At 35.7% G+C, this 16,642-nt stretch carries 14 protein-coding genes; 8 read left to right on the top strand and 6 right to left on the bottom strand.

From position 1 onward, the window contains the following. Positions 1–5: 5 nt before the first annotated feature. From BAR153v2_RS00825 to BAR153v2_RS00805, 5 genes are all read left to right on the top strand, one after another. A complete protein-coding gene (locus BAR153v2_RS00825; RefSeq protein WP_078679897.1) occupies positions 6–917 on the top strand; it encodes a metal ABC transporter solute-binding protein, Zn/Mn family in 912 nt (303 codons plus the stop codon). A gap of 324 nt (positions 918–1,241) precedes the next feature. Further along, positions 1,242–2,567 carry a sn-glycerol-3-phosphate ABC transporter substrate-binding protein UgpB gene (ugpB, locus tag BAR153v2_RS00820; protein ID WP_078679896.1) on the top strand — a complete coding sequence of 442 codons (1,326 nt, stop codon included), beginning with the start codon at positions 1,242–1,244 and terminating at the stop codon, positions 2,565–2,567. Positions 2,568–2,665: 98 nt separating this feature from the next. Continuing rightward, positions 2,666–3,550 carry a sn-glycerol-3-phosphate ABC transporter permease UgpA gene (gene ugpA, locus BAR153v2_RS00815; protein WP_078679895.1) on the top strand — a complete coding sequence of 295 codons (885 nt, stop codon included), beginning with the start codon at positions 2,666–2,668 and terminating at the stop codon, positions 3,548–3,550. A gap of 10 nt (positions 3,551–3,560) precedes the next feature. Next, positions 3,561–4,412 (top strand): sn-glycerol-3-phosphate ABC transporter permease UgpE, encoded by an 852-nt coding sequence (gene ugpE, locus BAR153v2_RS00810; protein WP_078679894.1) that lies wholly within the window; start codon positions 3,561–3,563, stop codon positions 4,410–4,412. 2 nt (positions 4,413–4,414) lie between these two features. After that, on the top strand, positions 4,415–5,452 hold the full coding sequence (locus BAR153v2_RS00805) for a sn-glycerol-3-phosphate import ATP-binding protein UgpC (protein ID WP_078679893.1): 1,038 nt from the start codon (positions 4,415–4,417) through the stop codon (positions 5,450–5,452). Positions 5,453–5,509: 57 nt separating this feature from the next. On the opposite strand, the gene BAR153v2_RS00800 is transcribed toward BAR153v2_RS00805, so the two are convergent. The 3 genes from BAR153v2_RS00800 to BAR153v2_RS00790 all read right to left on the bottom strand — a co-directional run bounded on the left by BAR153v2_RS00800 (position 5,510) and on the right by BAR153v2_RS00790 (position 9,366). After that, positions 5,510–6,232: a glycerophosphodiester phosphodiesterase gene (locus BAR153v2_RS00800; RefSeq protein WP_078679892.1), complete on the bottom strand. Its 723-nt coding sequence runs from the start codon at positions 6,230–6,232 to the stop codon at positions 5,510–5,512. A 163-nt stretch (positions 6,233–6,395) separates the two neighbouring features. Next, complete coding sequence (gene guaA / locus BAR153v2_RS00795) at positions 6,396–7,952, bottom strand: glutamine-hydrolyzing GMP synthase (protein ID WP_078679891.1); 1,557 nt, start codon at positions 7,950–7,952, stop codon at positions 6,396–6,398. Between the two features lie 127 nt (positions 7,953–8,079). Beyond that, positions 8,080–9,366 (bottom strand): RsmB/NOP family class I SAM-dependent RNA methyltransferase, encoded by a 1,287-nt coding sequence (locus BAR153v2_RS00790; protein WP_078679890.1) that lies wholly within the window; start codon positions 9,364–9,366, stop codon positions 8,080–8,082. A 241-nt stretch (positions 9,367–9,607) separates the two neighbouring features. Here BAR153v2_RS00790 and BAR153v2_RS00785 point away from each other — a divergent pair, with 241 nt between their 5' ends. Further along, positions 9,608–10,474, top strand: a complete 867-nt coding sequence (locus BAR153v2_RS00785) for a universal stress protein (protein WP_078679889.1) — start codon at positions 9,608–9,610, stop codon at positions 10,472–10,474. Positions 10,475–10,731: 257 nt separating this feature from the next. Continuing rightward, positions 10,732–10,881 (top strand): hypothetical protein, encoded by a 150-nt coding sequence (locus tag BAR153v2_RS07360; RefSeq protein WP_198934310.1) that lies wholly within the window; start codon positions 10,732–10,734, stop codon positions 10,879–10,881. A gap of 172 nt (positions 10,882–11,053) precedes the next feature. On the opposite strand, the gene guaB is transcribed toward BAR153v2_RS07360, so the two are convergent. The 3 genes from guaB to BAR153v2_RS00770 all read right to left on the bottom strand — a co-directional run bounded on the left by guaB (position 11,054) and on the right by BAR153v2_RS00770 (position 15,918). After that, the gene (gene guaB / locus BAR153v2_RS00780; RefSeq protein WP_078679888.1) at positions 11,054–12,556 is read right to left on the bottom strand and encodes an IMP dehydrogenase; all 1,503 of its coding nucleotides are present in this window, start codon (positions 12,554–12,556) and stop codon (positions 11,054–11,056) included. A gap of 147 nt (positions 12,557–12,703) precedes the next feature. Beyond that, a complete protein-coding gene (locus BAR153v2_RS00775) occupies positions 12,704–14,275 on the bottom strand; it encodes a phospholipase D family protein (protein WP_078679887.1) in 1,572 nt (523 codons plus the stop codon). A 260-nt stretch (positions 14,276–14,535) separates the two neighbouring features. Further along, entirely contained in the window at positions 14,536–15,918 is a 1,383-nt protein-coding gene (locus tag BAR153v2_RS00770) for a sigma-54 dependent transcriptional regulator (protein WP_078679886.1), read from the bottom strand. Positions 15,919–16,124: 206 nt separating this feature from the next. Here BAR153v2_RS00770 and BAR153v2_RS00765 point away from each other — a divergent pair, with 206 nt between their 5' ends. After that, the gene (locus tag BAR153v2_RS00765) at positions 16,125–16,499 is read left to right on the top strand and encodes a hypothetical protein (RefSeq protein WP_078679885.1); all 375 of its coding nucleotides are present in this window, start codon (positions 16,125–16,127) and stop codon (positions 16,497–16,499) included. The last annotated feature ends 143 nt before the right edge of the window (positions 16,500–16,642 follow it).

Raw genomic sequence — 16,642 nt, 5'->3', positions numbered from 1 at the left:
ACAACATGCATAAATTTGCTAAACAATTTGTTCTACTGAACTCTCTTTTATTATCTCTCTTCCCACTTTCTGCCACTGCACATCAAAAAATTAATGTTGTCACAAGCTTTTCCATTCTTACAGACTTAATAAAAAATGTAGGAAGCCATCATATCTCGATCACTACTCTTGTTGGCCCCAATACAAGCATCCACAGTTACGAACCTACACCTCGTGATGCAAAAACTATTAAAAATGCTCATATTATTTTCATCAACGGTCTGTATTTAGAAGATTTCATAAATCGGCTTACGATAGCAACTGGAACAAAAGCGCTTCTTGTGGAAGTCAGTGCTAATATTCCCGCATTAGAAATTAAATACGAAAAAAGCAATAGGACACATCACCACGGCAATATTGATCCACATGCTTGGCAAGCTATTCCCAATGTTGAAACTTACGTCAAAAATATTGCCACCGCTCTTTGTAAAATCGATCAACAATCATGTGAAAATTATAATAAAAATGCTCAGACTTATATTCAAAAACTAAAAGCACTGCATACAACCATTACAACACGAATTTCTACTATCCCGAAAGATAAGCGAACCATTATTACATCTCATGATGCCTTTGGTTATTTTGCTCATGAATATGGACTCACCATCATTTCTCCCGAAAGCGCTTCAAAAGAAGCTACTGCAGCAGATGTTGCTAAACTTATTAAACAAATTAAAAAGAATAAAGTATCCGCATTATTTGTTGAAAATATCTCTAATCCTCGTCTTATAGAACAAATTTCAAAAGAAACAGGTTTAAAAATTGGTGGCATACTTTATTCCGATGCCTTATCTGAAAAAGGAGGCCCTGCCGCAACTTATCTTGATATGATGGAATACAATGTTAACACCATCATTAACGCTATAACCGAACGTTAAAACATGTAATATTATTGGAATGTAAACAATCAACCTAAAGGTTATATCATCTCATATAAGAATCCTTGACTGTTTAACTTTCTGATTATCTTTGTTCATTTTTTTTGGCATCATTACCATTTTATAATGCCGGCCATTACAATCACATCCAGACAATCACAAAAGTTAAAAACTGGTCAATTTACACAAATTCGTTTGACCTTTGCATGGTTCATGTTTAAATGAATTGGCATCTTTCTGAAAGAGAACCATCATGATATATTTATGAATTACATTAACAGTCCTGAGAAAATCGTGCTCCATTAATTCAAAAAAGGATGAATCATGAACCGTCTTTATCTTTCCTTAGCAGCATTTATGATTGCTATAACTGCGGCAACAACGGGTTTCACACAAACAAAAATCAGCTTTTGGCACTCTATGAGTGGCGATTTAGGAAAACAAACAGAAAATCTTATCAATGATTTTAATAAAAGCCAATCTGATTATAAAATTGTTCCTTCATTTCGCGGTGAGTATGAAGAAAGCATGATATCACTTATCGCAGCATTTCGAGGAAAACAACAACCAGTTCTCGCTCAAATTTACGAAATTGGCACAGGTACTATGATGGCTGCAAAAGGTGCAGTCTATCCACTTTACCAGCTCATGGCTGATACAAAGCAAGAGTTTGATACCTTAGACTATTTACCTGCTATTAGTAGCTATTATTCTGATGCCCAGGGACGTATGCTCTCTATGCCATTTAATGTTTCAGCACCAATTCTTTTTTATAATAAGGATATTTTTAAAAAAGCTGGGCTTAATCCGGAACAACCACCTAAAACATGGAAAGATATAGAAGATTTTTCGAAAAAAATTCTTGATAACAAAGCTGCGAATTGTGGTTTCACAATGACTTACGCTGCACAATGGATTGGCATAGAAAATTTTTCAGCATTTCATAACATTCCTGTAGGAACAAAAAGAAATGGTCTTGATGGACTTGATGCAGAACTAACATTGAACAGCCCGTTGCAAATACGCATGTGGACAGATCTGAAAAGATGGTCAGATAAAGGTATCTTTCGTTACGGTGGTCCAGCTGGTGCACTCGATTCAGTACCAATGTTTATGGCACAAAGCTGTGCAATTTTAATACAATCATCAGGATCACGCGGTGGAATTATTTCAGAGGCCCAATTTAATGTTGGATTTGGTATGCTTCCCTATTATGATGATGTAAAAAATGCACCACAAAACTCAATTATTGGTGGCGCCTCTATTTGGACTTTGAAAGGTCATACATCTAAAGAATATGCAGGTGCAGCAGCTTTCCTTAAATTTCTCTCGCAAACAAATAATCAAGTTAAGTGGCATCAAAAAACAGGATACCTTCCTCTCACAAAAGCTGCTTACGAATTAAGTAGAGACCAAAATTTTTATGATAAGAATCCAGGTGTAGATATTGCTATTCAACAAATCAATTTAAATCCACAAACAGAAAATTCAAAAGGGATAAGATTTGGTAGCTTACCACAAATTCGTTCGATTCTTGATCAAGAATTGGAGGCTGTTTTGAATGGTTCTAAATCACCAAAAGAGGGATTAGATGAAGTAGTTAAACGTGGTAATAAGCTTTTACGTGAATTTGAAAAAGCCAATCATTAATGTTTCATGATCATTATTCAAAGTTGAAAAGTTAGATCTTGAAAATTGGTATATTTCAATTCTCTTTTCCCGATGACTCTTATTAAAGAGCCCTGCACATGCAAGAAAAACACGCATATTTCAAAAATAGCCTACTTCCTTATTGGCTACTCTTTCCTCAACTTGCGATAACTTTTTTATTTTTTCTTTGGCCCGGCGCTCAAGCAATAAAATCATCCTTTGAGCGTGAAGACCCTTTTGGTTTTTCAACAACCTTTATTGGTTTTGAAAACTATATAACTGTCTTTTCTGACACCACTTATATACAATCACTGCTTACAACGATCATATTTTCTATTTCTATCACACTTGTTTCAATGACAATATCACTTCTTCTAGCTGTTTCCGTTGACCGTGTTATACATGCAAAAAAAGCTTATACTACGCTTTTACTTTGGCCATATGCTGTTGCTCCTGTATTAGCAGGTATATTATGGTTATTTATTTTTCATCCAACTATCGGAACTTTTCCTTTTTTCCTCAAAAAAATAGGTATTATATGGAACCATCGTATTAGCAGTGTTCAAGCTATAATTCTCATTGTAATTGCTGCTAGTTGGCAACAAATTTCCTATAATTTTCTCTTTTTTCTTGCTGGTCTTCAATCGATCCCTCACTCGCAAATAGAAGCAGCTGCTATTGATGGTGCCGGTCCTTTTAAACGATTTTGGACGATAATCTTTCCACAAATTTCACCAACAACTTTCTTTCTACTGATTATCAATGTCAATTATGTCATGTTTGATACATTTGGCATCATTGATAACGTGACTTCTGGAGGACCTGCACGAGCAACGAGCACAATTGTCTATAAAGTGTACGAAGATGGCTTTAAAAATCAAATGATTGGTGCATCAGCTGCGCAATCAACCATATTAATGCTGATGGTTATTATTTTAACATTAATCCAATTCCGCTGGATTGAACGTCGCGTCCAATATTAGGAGAGAAGTTATGGTTGAAAACCGTCCTTTTTTGAAATTTTTAACTCATTTCATTCTCATTATTGGTATTCTTATCATCTGTTTTCCAGTCTATATTGCCATTATTGCATCAACACATAATTCAGCAACATTTAATGCAGGAACGCTTCCTCTTTTACCAGGACAATACGGCTTAGAAAATTATAAAACAATCTTTGGCGATGGCCTTGCACAACTTGGTCTTCCACGTCTCTGGCCACTTTTAATGAACTCATTTATTATAGCTATTGGTATTAGTATTGGAAAAATTACTATTTCACTCTTTTCTGCTTATGCAATCGTCTATATGCGTTTTCCTTTTCGTAAAACTGCCTTTGCTCTTATCTTTATTACATTAATGCTTCCTATTGAAGTCCGTATTATTCCAACATATACAATAGTTGCACAATTAGGAATGATAAACACTTATAGTGGAATGATTATTCCATTAATTGCATCAGCAACCGCTACATTTTTATTTCGTCAATTTTTTCTCACTGTCCCTGATGAACTCTTAGAAGCTGCACGTGTCGATGGGGCAGGACCATTGAAATTTTTTAAGGATATTCTTCTTCCCCTTAGCAAAAGTAATATTGCGGCTTTATTTATTATTATGTTCATTTATGGATGGATACAATATCTCTGGCCACTTATTGTTACAACAGATCAAGACCATCAAACTATTCTTGTTATATTAAAACAACTCATTGTTGAATCACTGCAACATGATCCTCAATGGAATATTCTTATGGCAGTATCGGTTGTTGCTATGGCTCCACCTGTTTTAGTCGTTATCTTCATGCAACGGCTTTTTGTCAAAGGTCTCATTGAAACGGAGAAATAATTGTGGCTACAATTCAACTATTAAATATAATAAAACAGTATGACAATGATAGTCTGGTTATTAATAACTTGAATTTAACTGTTTTTGATAAAGAACTTCTCGTTCTTGTTGGTCCATCCGGATGTGGGAAATCAACCCTATTACGTATTATTGCTGGACTTGAACAAGTTACCTCTGGTGAGCTTTATATTGACAATGAGTTTATTAATAATCGTGAGCCAGCAAATCGTGACATTGCTATGGTTTTTCAAAACTATGCACTTTATCCGCATATGACTGTACGTGGAAACTTGGAATATGGTCTCAAAAATCGAAAAACGCCTAAAGAGGAAATGAATAAACGTATTGCCCATGCTGCAAAGCTTTTGGAAATAGAACCATTTCTTGATCGTAAACCACGGCAATTATCAGGAGGACAACGTCAACGTGTTGCAATGGGGCGTGTTATTGTTCGCCAACCACGTGTTTTTCTCTTTGACGAACCACTTTCAAATCTTGACGCGAAATTACGCGCCCAAATGTGCATTGAAATTAAAACACTCCAACGTTCATTAGGAACAACCAGTCTTTATGTTACACATGATCAATTAGAAGCCATGACATTAGCTGACCGAATAGTCGTCATGAATAAAGGATGTATTGAACAAATTGGAAAGCCAATGGAAATCTATGATTACCCAGCCACAACCTTTGTTGCTGGGTTCATTGGTTCTCCACCTATTAATTTTCTTGATCGTCAGATCTTAGAGCAATATTTAGGCTTCTCATTTTCTTTTAACAAAGAAACCGATATTTTAGCATTTAGGCCAGAAGCAACTTTGTTAGGTGAATATCCGGAAAAAGGACCCGTTTTTCATGCACATATCGAACTCATAAAACCTGTAGGCACAGGATGTCACGTTTTAACACGCTGGAACAATATTATCTTCACTGTTGAAATCAAAGAACGTCTCACAAATGATTATGGACAAAAAATAAGCTTCACCGTTCCTAATCAGAATTTTCACACTTTTAATAAACAAACAGGAAAACGCACATAATCAATCTAGAAAATTTTTTCTTCCAGATTACTTAATCAGTCATAAAAGCTCCTTTTTTTATTTTTGTGAACGTAATCGTAAAGCAAGATCAGGTTGGTCTGTTGTAATATAATCCACCGGCATATCAAACCAATGAGACAAACGGGACACCCCATTAACTGTCCATACACCTACAGTGAAGCCAAAATCAAGAGCAGATACAATAAAGTCTCGTGATACAATAGAGCTATCCAAACTTAGATCAGAATACCCTAATTTTTTCCACTCCGAAAAACAGCAAGACATATCGCCTTTAAAACTATCAATACATGGCCCAGATGGTATCCCTGCCTCAATAAAAGGACGAAGACTCGTAGCATCAAAACTAATTGCTGAAACTCGTTTTTCTAAGTTTCTACTTTTGATTAATTCAAGCGCTCTTTTGGATAAAAGAGTTTCACGCTCAATTTCACCACATGTTTTGATTTCAAGATGAAGCGCTACATTGGTTGGCACCAAAAGATCAAGCAATTCTTCTAATAAAGGAGGTGCTTCAGTACTCCCTTTCACATGGAGTTGCTGACGTGTTTCATTATCAACCTCATGAATATATCCTTTTTTTCCAACCAATTGTTCAAGGGAAAAATCATGAAATATAACAACTTCACCGCTTTTAAGAAGATGAATATCGCATTCAATTTCATCCACTCCCAATGCAATCGCATAACGAAATGCTGAAAGCGTATTTTCAGAATAAAGACTAGCTCCACCACGATGAGCAATAATTTTTTGTTTCAGCATATTTTCTAACTTCTCTTAATTGCAAACGATATTCGCTAAAACGCCATTAATGACAATTAAAAATCATTAATACAAAGCTTCTAACAATTTTCTTTTTTTACTTTCTAACTTTCTAAAATGTTCAATCCTAAAAATGCTATATCTTTACTATTCTTGATTTCAATCATTCCCACTCAATAGTACCAGGAGGTTTAGAAGTTATATCATAGACAATACGATTAATACCCTGAACTTCATTAATAATACGTGTTGATACTTTACTCAAAAATTCCATATCATACGGATAAAAATCAGCGGTCATACCGTCTATAGATGTTACAGCACGAAGAGCGCAGACAAACTCATAAGTGCGTGCATCACCCATTACACCAACAGTTTGAACAGGAAGAAGAACAGCAAAAGCTTGCCAAATTTTATTATAAAGGCCAGCTTTTCTGATTTCATCAAGATAAATAGCATCTGCCTCACGTAAAATTTCTAATTTTTCGCGTGTAATTGCACCCGGACATCGAATTGCCAAACCAGGTCCTGGAAAAGGATGACGCTCAATAAATTGTTCAGGTAAACCTAATTCTCGTCCTAAAGAACGAACATCATCCTTAAAAAGCTCACGCAATGGTTCTATAAGTTGCATTTTCATTCGTTCTGGTAGCCCGCCTACATTATGATGACTTTTAATCGTTATAGGTTCACCAATCGCTGAAACACTTTCAATCACATCTGGATAAAGTGTCCCTTGTGCTAAGAACTCCGCGCCTTCTATTTTTTTTGTTTCTTCTTCAAAAACTTCAATAAAAAGGCGACCAATTATCTTCCGCTTTTTTTCTGGATCGGTTTCGCCTTCAAGGGTATTGATAAACATATCAGCAGCATTAACATGAACCAGCTTTATATTATAATACTCTCGAAAAAGTGTAAGAACTTCTTCTGCCTCATTTTTACGCATCAACCCATGATCGACAAAAACACATGTTAGCTGATCGCCTATAGCTTCGTGAAGTAATATAGCTACAACAGATGAATCAACACCACCTGAAAGACCACAAACCACATGACTTTTTCCAACCTTTTTGCGTATTGCAGCAACTGCTTGTTCACGATAAGCAGCCATTGACCAATTATTTTTAAGACCAGAAATTTTATAAACAAAATTTTTTAAGAGTTTTGCTCCATCTGTTGTATGAACAACTTCAGGATGGAATTGTACCGCATAAAAACGACGTTTTTCGTCAGCAATAGCAGCATAAGGAGCTCCTTGTGATGTTCCAATAACATGAAAGCCTTCTGGCAAAGCAACCACACGATCACCATGGCTCATCCAAACTTGATGACATGACCCTTTCTTCCAAACACCATCAAAAAGAGCACTTTCTTCTTTTATATCTAACAAAGCGCGTCCAAATTCACGTTCATGTCCTGCTTCAACTTTTCCACCAAGCTGAACACACATAATTTGTTCGCCATAACAAATACCAAGAACCGGAATATCAGCGTTAAAAATCTCCATTGGAACACGTGGTGCATCGTCGTCAACAGCGGAATAAGGACTGCCTGATAAAATAACAGCCTGAGGCTTGATTCGCTTAAATTCTTCTAAAGCAGACTGGAAAGGAACAATTGTGGAATAAACGCCTATTTCTCGCACCCGTCGTGCAATGAGTTGCGTAACTTGTGAACCAAAATCAATGATAAGGATAGTATCTGAACGCAATGTGCTCATAGAAAACCAATCAATAATTATCTAAAATAAAAAACGTATTATTCAATCTTTCTCTTTTTACAAATTTATTGACATAAGAAAAAGGTTATTCCTAATACAAATGTGAAATAAAAAAACAAAATACGCATTAGAATTCCTTTTGTAAAATAGATAAAAAGAAACCATCTGTTTTAGTTGCTGCTGGTGATAAAGTCAGTCCATAATTTGAAAATGTTGGTTGCATAATTAGAGAGCTAAAATGTCGATGCCAAAGTTTCTGCATATTGATTGGAAAAAAATTAGAATGTTTCTGAAGAAACTGGGAAATTTGTTCTTCATTTTCATCATTAAAGAGAGAACAGGTGATATAAACTAAACGCCCTCCTGGCTTTATATAAATTAAGACTTCATTCAAAATAGCAAACTGTTCTTCCTGACGTTGTTTCACCTTTTGTAAGGTCAAACGCCATTTCGCATCTGGACGACGGCGCCATGTTCCTGTCCCACTACATGGAGTATCTAATAAAACGATATCTATTTGACCTATTAATGATTTTAATTCTTCTTTATTCACTCGTGGTTGTACATTATAAATACCAGCACGTTGCAATCGATTAAAAATAGGAGCTAAGCGAATCTTGTTTGCATCATAAGCATAAATCTGGCCTCGATTCTCCATACTGGCAGCTAAAGCTAATGTTTTTCCCCCAGCTCCCGCACAATAATCTAATAACTGCATACCTGCTTTTGCTTCTATAAGATAAGAAACAAGTTGAGACCCCAAATCCTGTATCTCAAAATATCCTTTTTGAAAAGCAGGTTCAGCCTGAACATTAGGATGGCGCTCAAATTTTTCAATCGGTTCAATCCTTAACGCTTGTTGAAACCATGAAAAAGACTTAACCTTTGTTTTTTCTAAGGCTTTAATCACCTTCTTAGGCGTTGCTTTTAAACTGTTCACACGTAAATCTAAAGGAGGACGTGTCGCTAAAGCAGCTGCTTCCTTAATCCAATTAGCTGTAAATAAAGGATATAAATGAGCTTGACACCATTGAGGAATATCAGCGCGAATATAGTCTGGTGCATTTACTAACTGACGTTGTTGCCATGCTTTCCTCTGTTGAGGTGCCAATAACTGCGGTGCATATCGATCTCCCTCTAAAATTTTATCAACTTGCTCAATTGTCACCATACCAGAATCGAACAAAGTACCAAAAACTACATCTCGAATATTGTTACTATCCATACGCCATTGCAATGAATAACGCCGTCTTAAAACATCATACACAATTGTCCCAATTGCTGCGCGATCACTTACCCCAGCAAAACGATGAGAAAGCCCCCAATCTTTTAATGCTTCACTGGCAGGACGATAACGCGTTTCTATTTCTTGTAGAATATCTATTGCAGCCTGCAACCGCCCACCCAATCGCATTTATTTCTCCTACTCAATTTCTAAAAATCTAAATGATTTAACTGAAAAATAAAATTATTGTACCGATTTTTAGCATTAACCTTAAAACAATCAAAAATGGATATTGAAAACCGAATAGTGCTAGTACTATGATCTAGAATATTTTATTCTAAAGTGAAAGAGGGGCAATCATCTTATAATTTATAAACCTTAATGAAGCTAATAAAATATTCTATAACATGAAAACATTGAGAAACTAGCAATGACAAAACCAATACTCGCTCTTATTGATACCTCAATATATGCAAATCCTGTATGTGATTTAGCATTATGGGCTGCTAAATCTATGCAAACAACAATTCGATTGTTGTATGTATTGGATAAATCGGAAGAAGAAATTCATTTACCAGATACACAACAAATGGATATTAACAATAATATCCTTGATCCATTGCCCCCAGCACAACAAGATCCTACTCTTGCTAAAGCACTTTTTGCTCAAAAAATCGGACAAACCGCTTTAGATGAAGCCAAAAATTATCTCAGCTCTCATAGTGAAATTGAAGTTGAAACACGCTTACGTCATGGAACTCTTCTAGATGCATTAAACACTTATAGCAATAAATCATCAATGATTGTGATAGGAAAACGTGGTGAGCAAACAGCCCTTGATAAAAAGCGATTAGGACTCAACTTTGAAAATGTCGTACGCTCTTCTGAGCTTCCAATTCTCGTTGCCTCCCGTAACTTCCAGCCTATTCAACGAATTCTAATAGCCTTTGATGGTGGTCCATTAATTATGAAAGCTATTGATTTTATTTGCACACAAGAATTTTTTAAAAACGTAACCTTTATATTAGGGATGGCAGAACAACAAATACAAATCATACAAAATAGCTTTGACGAAACCTTAGCACGGTTACAATCTGCAGGATTTAATGCCGAACCACTCAGAACAGAAATTAATTTTGAGCAAATGGTTCTTCATAATATAGAACCACTTAATCTTAATATGCTCATTATGGGCGCTTTCCATCGTTCTAAGGTGCATAATTTTTTATTTGGCTCTAAAAGTCAGGCTATTATCCACAACACCCCTATTCCAGTTATGATTATGAGAAAATTATAAATTATTATCAAATCAGTAAAAACAAACATTTATTGCCCCAATAAGTCACTATAAATATCCAAAATGATAACCTGCAGAATTTTATTTTTCTGTGAAAAATGAAAATACATCCGAAAACACTATACAGATTTACCTTTTCTCCTCAAAAAGCATAAGAGAACCTTTTAGAAAATTATTGGAACTACTCTTTAATATAACCGTTTGTCTTATACCGATATATCATTGGTATATGCCAAATAATTAAAAAGGAGAAAATAATGAAGACTTCTAGTCATGGAAAAATAACTGCATCCAAAAGCAGCCAAAATAAAATGCCCTCAAACAGTAGCAAGAAATCCGTCCAAAGTGGTATGGGGAACAATCGCCAATATGCATCAAAAACAGGACGGAAGAACGTAAAAAATTAATTTTATTTATATAACTTCTACGTAACTACAACTTCCAGAAAGAATTGGATGTTAATACTCCAATTCTTTCCTTTTATTAAGTCTAAAATAATTAAATAGGAAAACTATTTACGAAGTGATCAATACCTTAAAAATATTTCTTTCTAAAACTTCTTCATACTGATAGTCTTCCCTAGCAAATAGGACCACGATAATTCGGACTTTCACGCGTAATAGCAACATCATGTGTATGGCTCTCATAAAGACCAGCATTGGTAATACGTACGAAAGTTGCTTTTTCACGAAACTCAGCTAAATTTTTCGCTCCCACATATCCCATAGAAGCACGCAAACCACCCGCCAGTTGATGTAAAACCGACGCGATAGGGCCTTTATATGCAACTTGTCCCTCAACACCTTCAGGGACTAATTTGAGTGTATCTCGAACTTCAGCTTGAAAATAACGATCTGCTGATCCCCTCGCCATAGCACCAACTGACCCCATACCACGATAAGCTTTAAAGGATCTGCCCTGATAGAGATAAACTTCTCCTGGGCTTTCTTCTGTACCAGCGAGAAGAGAACCAATCATAGCAGCACAAGCACCACCTGCTAAAGCTTTAGCAAAATCACCGGAAGCCTTGATACCCCCATCAGCAATAATAGGAATACCTGCTTTATCAGCAATTTCTGCAGCTCCCATAACAGCTGCAAGCTGAGGAACACCAACACCTGCAACAATTCGCGTTGTACAAATAGAACCAGGGCCAATACCAACCTTTACCGCATCAGCACCACTATCAATCAAAGCTTGTGTTGCTTGAGGAGTCGCTACATTACCAGCAATGACAACCGTAGAAAGCGCCATTTTTTTAATACGTTCAACCATATCCAATACACGTTGAGAATGACCATGAGCCGTGTCAATTACTAATAGATCAACACCCGCATCAATTAATTGTTCAGCACGCTCGATTCCTTCATCCCCCACACTACTCGCGGCAGCAACACGCAAACGACCCTGAGAATCTTTTGCAGCATTCGGGTTTAATCGTGCCTTTTCAATATCTTTAACTGTCACCAAACCAACACAGCGACCTTGTTCATCTACAACAAGTAACTTTTCAATACGATGATGATGTAAAAGATATTTTGCTTCATCTAGTTGAACATTTTCACGCACTGTAATTAAATTTTCATGCGTCATTAATTCATAGATTTTTTGTTTTGGATCTGATGCAAAACGCACATCTCTATTAGTCAAAATGCCAACAAGTCGACCAGAAATTCGGCTTTTAGCACCACTTTCAACAACTGGAATCCCTGAAATACTATGAGAACGCATCAAATTCTTGGCTTCTTCAAGTGTTGCATCGGGACCAATTGTTACTGGATTAACAACCATACCGGATTCAAATTTCTTTACTTGACGTACTTCTTCAGCTTGCTCCGCAGGAGACATATTCCGATGAATAACACCAAGACCACCAGCTTGAGCCATAGCAATTGCTAAACGAGACTCTGTCACCGTATCCATTGCAGCAGAAAGAAGTGGTAAATTCAACTCAATATCTGCTGCAATACGGGTTTTAAGATCCACTTGGCTAGGCATAACGAGAGAATGGCCTGGCTGCAAAAGCACGTCATCAAAGGTTAGTGCCAATGCACCTGTGCTTGTTTCAATAATTTTTGCCATAGCCAAGTTCCTCTAATACTAAAACACTGCGACAGTTATAGGGACAGCTTTAATTCTCTTAAGCCGCGAGTTGGCAGTCAATTATGCCATGTGACCGATAAAATGAAAAGAGAAAATAAATATTTTTCTAAAATAGAACTTGTATATCTACAATTGCGATTCAATGGGCAACCAACTCATTATTTTTGCAAATGCACGACGCTTCAAATTACTTTCTGGTTCATAGTCAACACTGTGTTTTTTTTCATTTTCAATAAAATCCCAGTAAATACGATCATTATCACCAAGACGTAAACAATAACTCATTTCACCGGTCGTTTCCTCAGAAAAAAGTAAATCTAATCTTGCTGCAATTGGCGCGCATTCAAAAAGAATTCCCATTTCTGTATTCAATGAAACCGAACGAGGATCAAAATTTAAAGATCCAATAAAAGCAGTTTTACAATCAATTAAAAAAGCTTTCGTATGCAAACTCGCTTTATTAGATCTAAACAACTGCAATCGGTGAGCTCCTCCATCCGGTTTTAATTCATAGAGTTGAATACCACTTTTTAATAACATTTTACGATAAGGTGCATAACCTCCATGCACAATGGCCACATCAGTAGCTGCTAAAGAATTAGTAAGAATTTTGACATTAATACCTTTTGATACCAAATTGCGGAAGCTCTGTGTCCCTTCTTTACCCGGCACAAAATAAGGCGATGTAATCTGAACTGTTTTTTTTGCGCTATCAATAACCTGTGAAAGGGCTTCCATCAGCCAATTTGCTGTATGCTTCCGTAATGCCTTTTCTGGAGGATCTGAAAGAACATCGACTTTATCTGCTACAAATAATCGTTTACCTATTTGAATAAAATATTCAAAATTGATACGCTTATTGACATAAGTTAAGTAAACTTTGGCAACTTTTGAGTTACGGAATCTACGTAATTTAGCTTTCCAAATATCGAGATCTCTTGCTCTGTCAGGAACAACCAAAGTATGAATTGGTAAAACCACAGCACTATTCCAAAAGTTATCAAAGATCGTTTCTATTTTTTTAACTGACGGACCAATTAACATGAGATCTAAATCTCGAAAACTTGACTGTTTACTTGCACCCAAATAAGAATCTGCAAGATTTCGTCCTCCTACAAAAGCTACACGCCCATCAACAATAAAGGCTTTATTGTGCATTCTGCGCGTGACCATAATCGCCCGCAATATAATCTCTAAACCACGGCGTAAACCACCTTTACGTACGCGCCCTGGATTAAATACTCTCACCTCAATATGAGGATGTTTATCAAGTGCAACATAAGCCGGATCACGCCCCTGAGCATTAATATCATCCAAAAGAAGACGCACTCGTACACCACGATCAGCAGCCTCAACCACTTCGCTAAGCAACAAACGTCCCGTTAAATCATCATCCCAAATGTAATACATCAGATCAAGACTGCGTCCAGCTTGTGCTGCTCCTATCGCACGAACACAAAATGCATCTAAATTGCTTACAATAAGTGAAAGAGCATCTTTATCAATCCCCACCCCATTTGTTTCTTTTGCTAATCGGCTGACTATACGATCAATTTCAGTCTCACTTTTCTCAACACTTAGCGCATAAGAAGACTCTCCTCTGGCACTTCTAGCGAAGCAACCATAAGTATAAATTGCTAACATAGAAGCAATAATGAAAAGTGCCGTGAGGCCAAGAATAATGTTTAATAGAGTCAAAGAGATAAACTTTCTTTCTAAAAAATATCATATACCCAATAAATACGTAAAAAAACATTGGAATCAATGGCTCTGTTCATATTCAAAAATTCTGAGCAATCTTACCTATTATTGTTTGAATAATATTTTACATGAGCAAATTATTACAATAAATAACATTTCATTTTTATAGCTAAAGGACTTCTCTTTTTTGCTGATAAGGCAATCATACCTTTTTGAATTATTCTGTTTCGTAAATATAGATTTTTGTTAAAGATTTTTTACTGCTTTTGATTATTTATTGTATTCAATTCCTCTATTCTACGATAAAGAGTAGAACGCCCAATCTGAAGACGCCGCGCAATTTCACTCATACGTCCTTTATAATGTACAACTGCCTTTTCAATAATATCAAGCTCCATCTCAGAAAAAGTGCGTACATGCCCATCAACATTTAAAAATCGTATAAATTTGCTCTCATAGCGTTCTTGAATATCATTATCAGTTATCTTTGAAATACTCATATATGGATTTTTTATCAATTGCGGAAAATCTTGCACAGTTAATAATGGTCCTTCGCTCATCAAAACCGCACGGAATAGCAAATTTTCCAGTTCTCTATAATTACCAGGCCAATCATACTGCATAAACATAGAAATAACCGTTCCTGCTAAACCATGCACATGCGATTGCCCCGTTTCAGTAATAATATGATCAATTAAACACTGAGAAATTTCTGGAAGTTCACTCCTCAACTCTCGCAAAGCGGGGATATTAATATATAATTGGGAAATTTGTTTAAAAAAATTATGTGCAAAAAAACCTATCTGAACTAAATCTGCAAGACGCGATGTTGAAAGCGCAATAATACGAAAAGGTAGATTTTTATCTTTTGTTGTTTCTGCTCTCTCTTGAAGGTAATGCGCAAAACGTTTTTGCTGGGTCGGCTCCAATCGATCAATATCACATAAGCAAAGCGTCCCATGTTCAAGAGAAGAAACCAGCGGTAAAAACTCTTTAAACCAAAAACGACTCTCTTCCTCTGAATCAAAAACCGGTAAACATTGGAAGCGGACAAAAGCCCCCTTTGAAAAAAAACTTTCATCGTGGATAATGCGAGCTAATTTCTCATGACCAGTCCCTACTTCACCCTCTATCAAAAGATTTTGAAAAGAAGTTGCTGCACTTTTTGATTGTTCTAAAATGGCTTGCATTACGCTGCTTTTTTTATAAATATTAGAAAATTGTAAATGATTTTCTTTTTGTCTACGAATATATTGAATTTCATTTTCTAATGCGGAAATGAACGCAAGATTATTCAAAGTAACTCTTAACCGCAGTGGTGTAACTGGATAAATCCAATAATCAATAGCTCCAGCTTTTAAAGCTTTTTGAATCAACTCTTGATTATCTTGTTTTGCTATAATAATGACGCGAATAGAGATTCGGGCTGTTCTAATCATTTTAATTAGATCACTTACGCTTAAATCACTCATAGCAACATCAAGCAACACAAGCGTAATATTTTTACGCCTATATAAAAGATCAATTGTACGTAAGCTATTTTCTGCTTCAATAACGTGATAACCAAATCCTCGAAGCATAATAGAAAGCTCTGCACGCTTTCCGTGATCTTCGCCCGCAACAAGAATAGAACCAGCCATAACTTTAATAATCTCCTTTGAGACTACTAAATATATTTATAATAAGATTCATTATAAACCACACAATACATTTTACCTTTTATAACCGGCATGCTAATTTTATCAAACTATTCATTAAGCACAATGTTTAAAAGTCTTTTCAATTTTTTTCTTTTACTTTAAACCTGTCGTAAAAAGTAATAAAGAAAACATATAGAGTAAAAAACATGAAACACATTTGCTGTATTTTATACCTAACAATAACTGCTTTGATATTAGTTGCTTGTAATCATTCGCATAATCACAAGAATTTCTTATTTATCAACAATATGCCAACCGGAATCGATGGAGAATGGATCGACACAAACGGTATTATTTCTTCTTTTCATAGTGGTATTTTTGAAACACGAGCAGCAGATACAAGAGAAAAACTTTCAGAAGGTAGCTACCATTATCTCAATACTCACCACGTAGAAATTGAAATATATTCTCTTCTTCGTGGAACTGTTTCTAGAGCAAGTTGCACAATATCTAATGATACAATGCAACTCCTCTGTACATCAAATACTGGTTCACAATTCTTCCTCAAGCGCAAAACCTAAATAAAATTTAAAACTTTTTATAAGAATATAAAAAGCACTTCTCACAGGAAAAAATTCTTTCTTCCTGTGAGTAAATTATTAGATAAACATATTATGATATCTCTAAATCTCTAAGCTTATATTATGTCATAAGCTTTAAAAAT

Source organism: Bartonella sp. AR 15-3, assembly GCF_002022445.1.
Classification (GTDB): Bacteria; Pseudomonadota; Alphaproteobacteria; order Rhizobiales; family Rhizobiaceae; genus Bartonella.
The sequence above is the reverse complement of the archived record's forward strand: the minus strand, read 5'-3'. Positions and strand labels throughout refer to the sequence as shown.

Coding starts and splice junctions, on each gene's coding strand:
- BAR153v2_RS00800 (WP_078679892.1), bottom strand. CDS start 6,232: ATGCTGAAACAAAAAATTATTGCTCATCGTGGTGGAGCTAGTCTTTAT.
- BAR153v2_RS07360 (WP_198934310.1), top strand. CDS start 10,732: ATGAAGACTTCTAGTCATGGAAAAATAACTGCATCCAAAAGCAGCCAA.
- BAR153v2_RS00785 (WP_078679889.1), top strand. CDS start 9,608: ATGACAAAACCAATACTCGCTCTTATTGATACCTCAATATATGCAAAT.
- BAR153v2_RS00825 (WP_078679897.1), top strand. CDS start 6: ATGCATAAATTTGCTAAACAATTTGTTCTACTGAACTCTCTTTTATTA.
- BAR153v2_RS00770 (WP_078679886.1), bottom strand. CDS start 15,918: ATGGCTGGTTCTATTCTTGTTGCGGGCGAAGATCACGGAAAGCGTGCA.
- BAR153v2_RS00765 (WP_078679885.1), top strand. CDS start 16,125: ATGAAACACATTTGCTGTATTTTATACCTAACAATAACTGCTTTGATA.
- ugpE (WP_078679894.1), top strand. CDS start 3,561: ATGGTTGAAAACCGTCCTTTTTTGAAATTTTTAACTCATTTCATTCTC.
- ugpB (WP_078679896.1), top strand. CDS start 1,242: ATGAACCGTCTTTATCTTTCCTTAGCAGCATTTATGATTGCTATAACT.
- BAR153v2_RS00790 (WP_078679890.1), bottom strand. CDS start 9,366: ATGCGATTGGGTGGGCGGTTGCAGGCTGCAATAGATATTCTACAAGAA.
- ugpA (WP_078679895.1), top strand. CDS start 2,666: ATGCAAGAAAAACACGCATATTTCAAAAATAGCCTACTTCCTTATTGG.
- guaA (WP_078679891.1), bottom strand. CDS start 7,952: ATGAGCACATTGCGTTCAGATACTATCCTTATCATTGATTTTGGTTCA.
- guaB (WP_078679888.1), bottom strand. CDS start 12,556: ATGGCAAAAATTATTGAAACAAGCACAGGTGCATTGGCACTAACCTTT.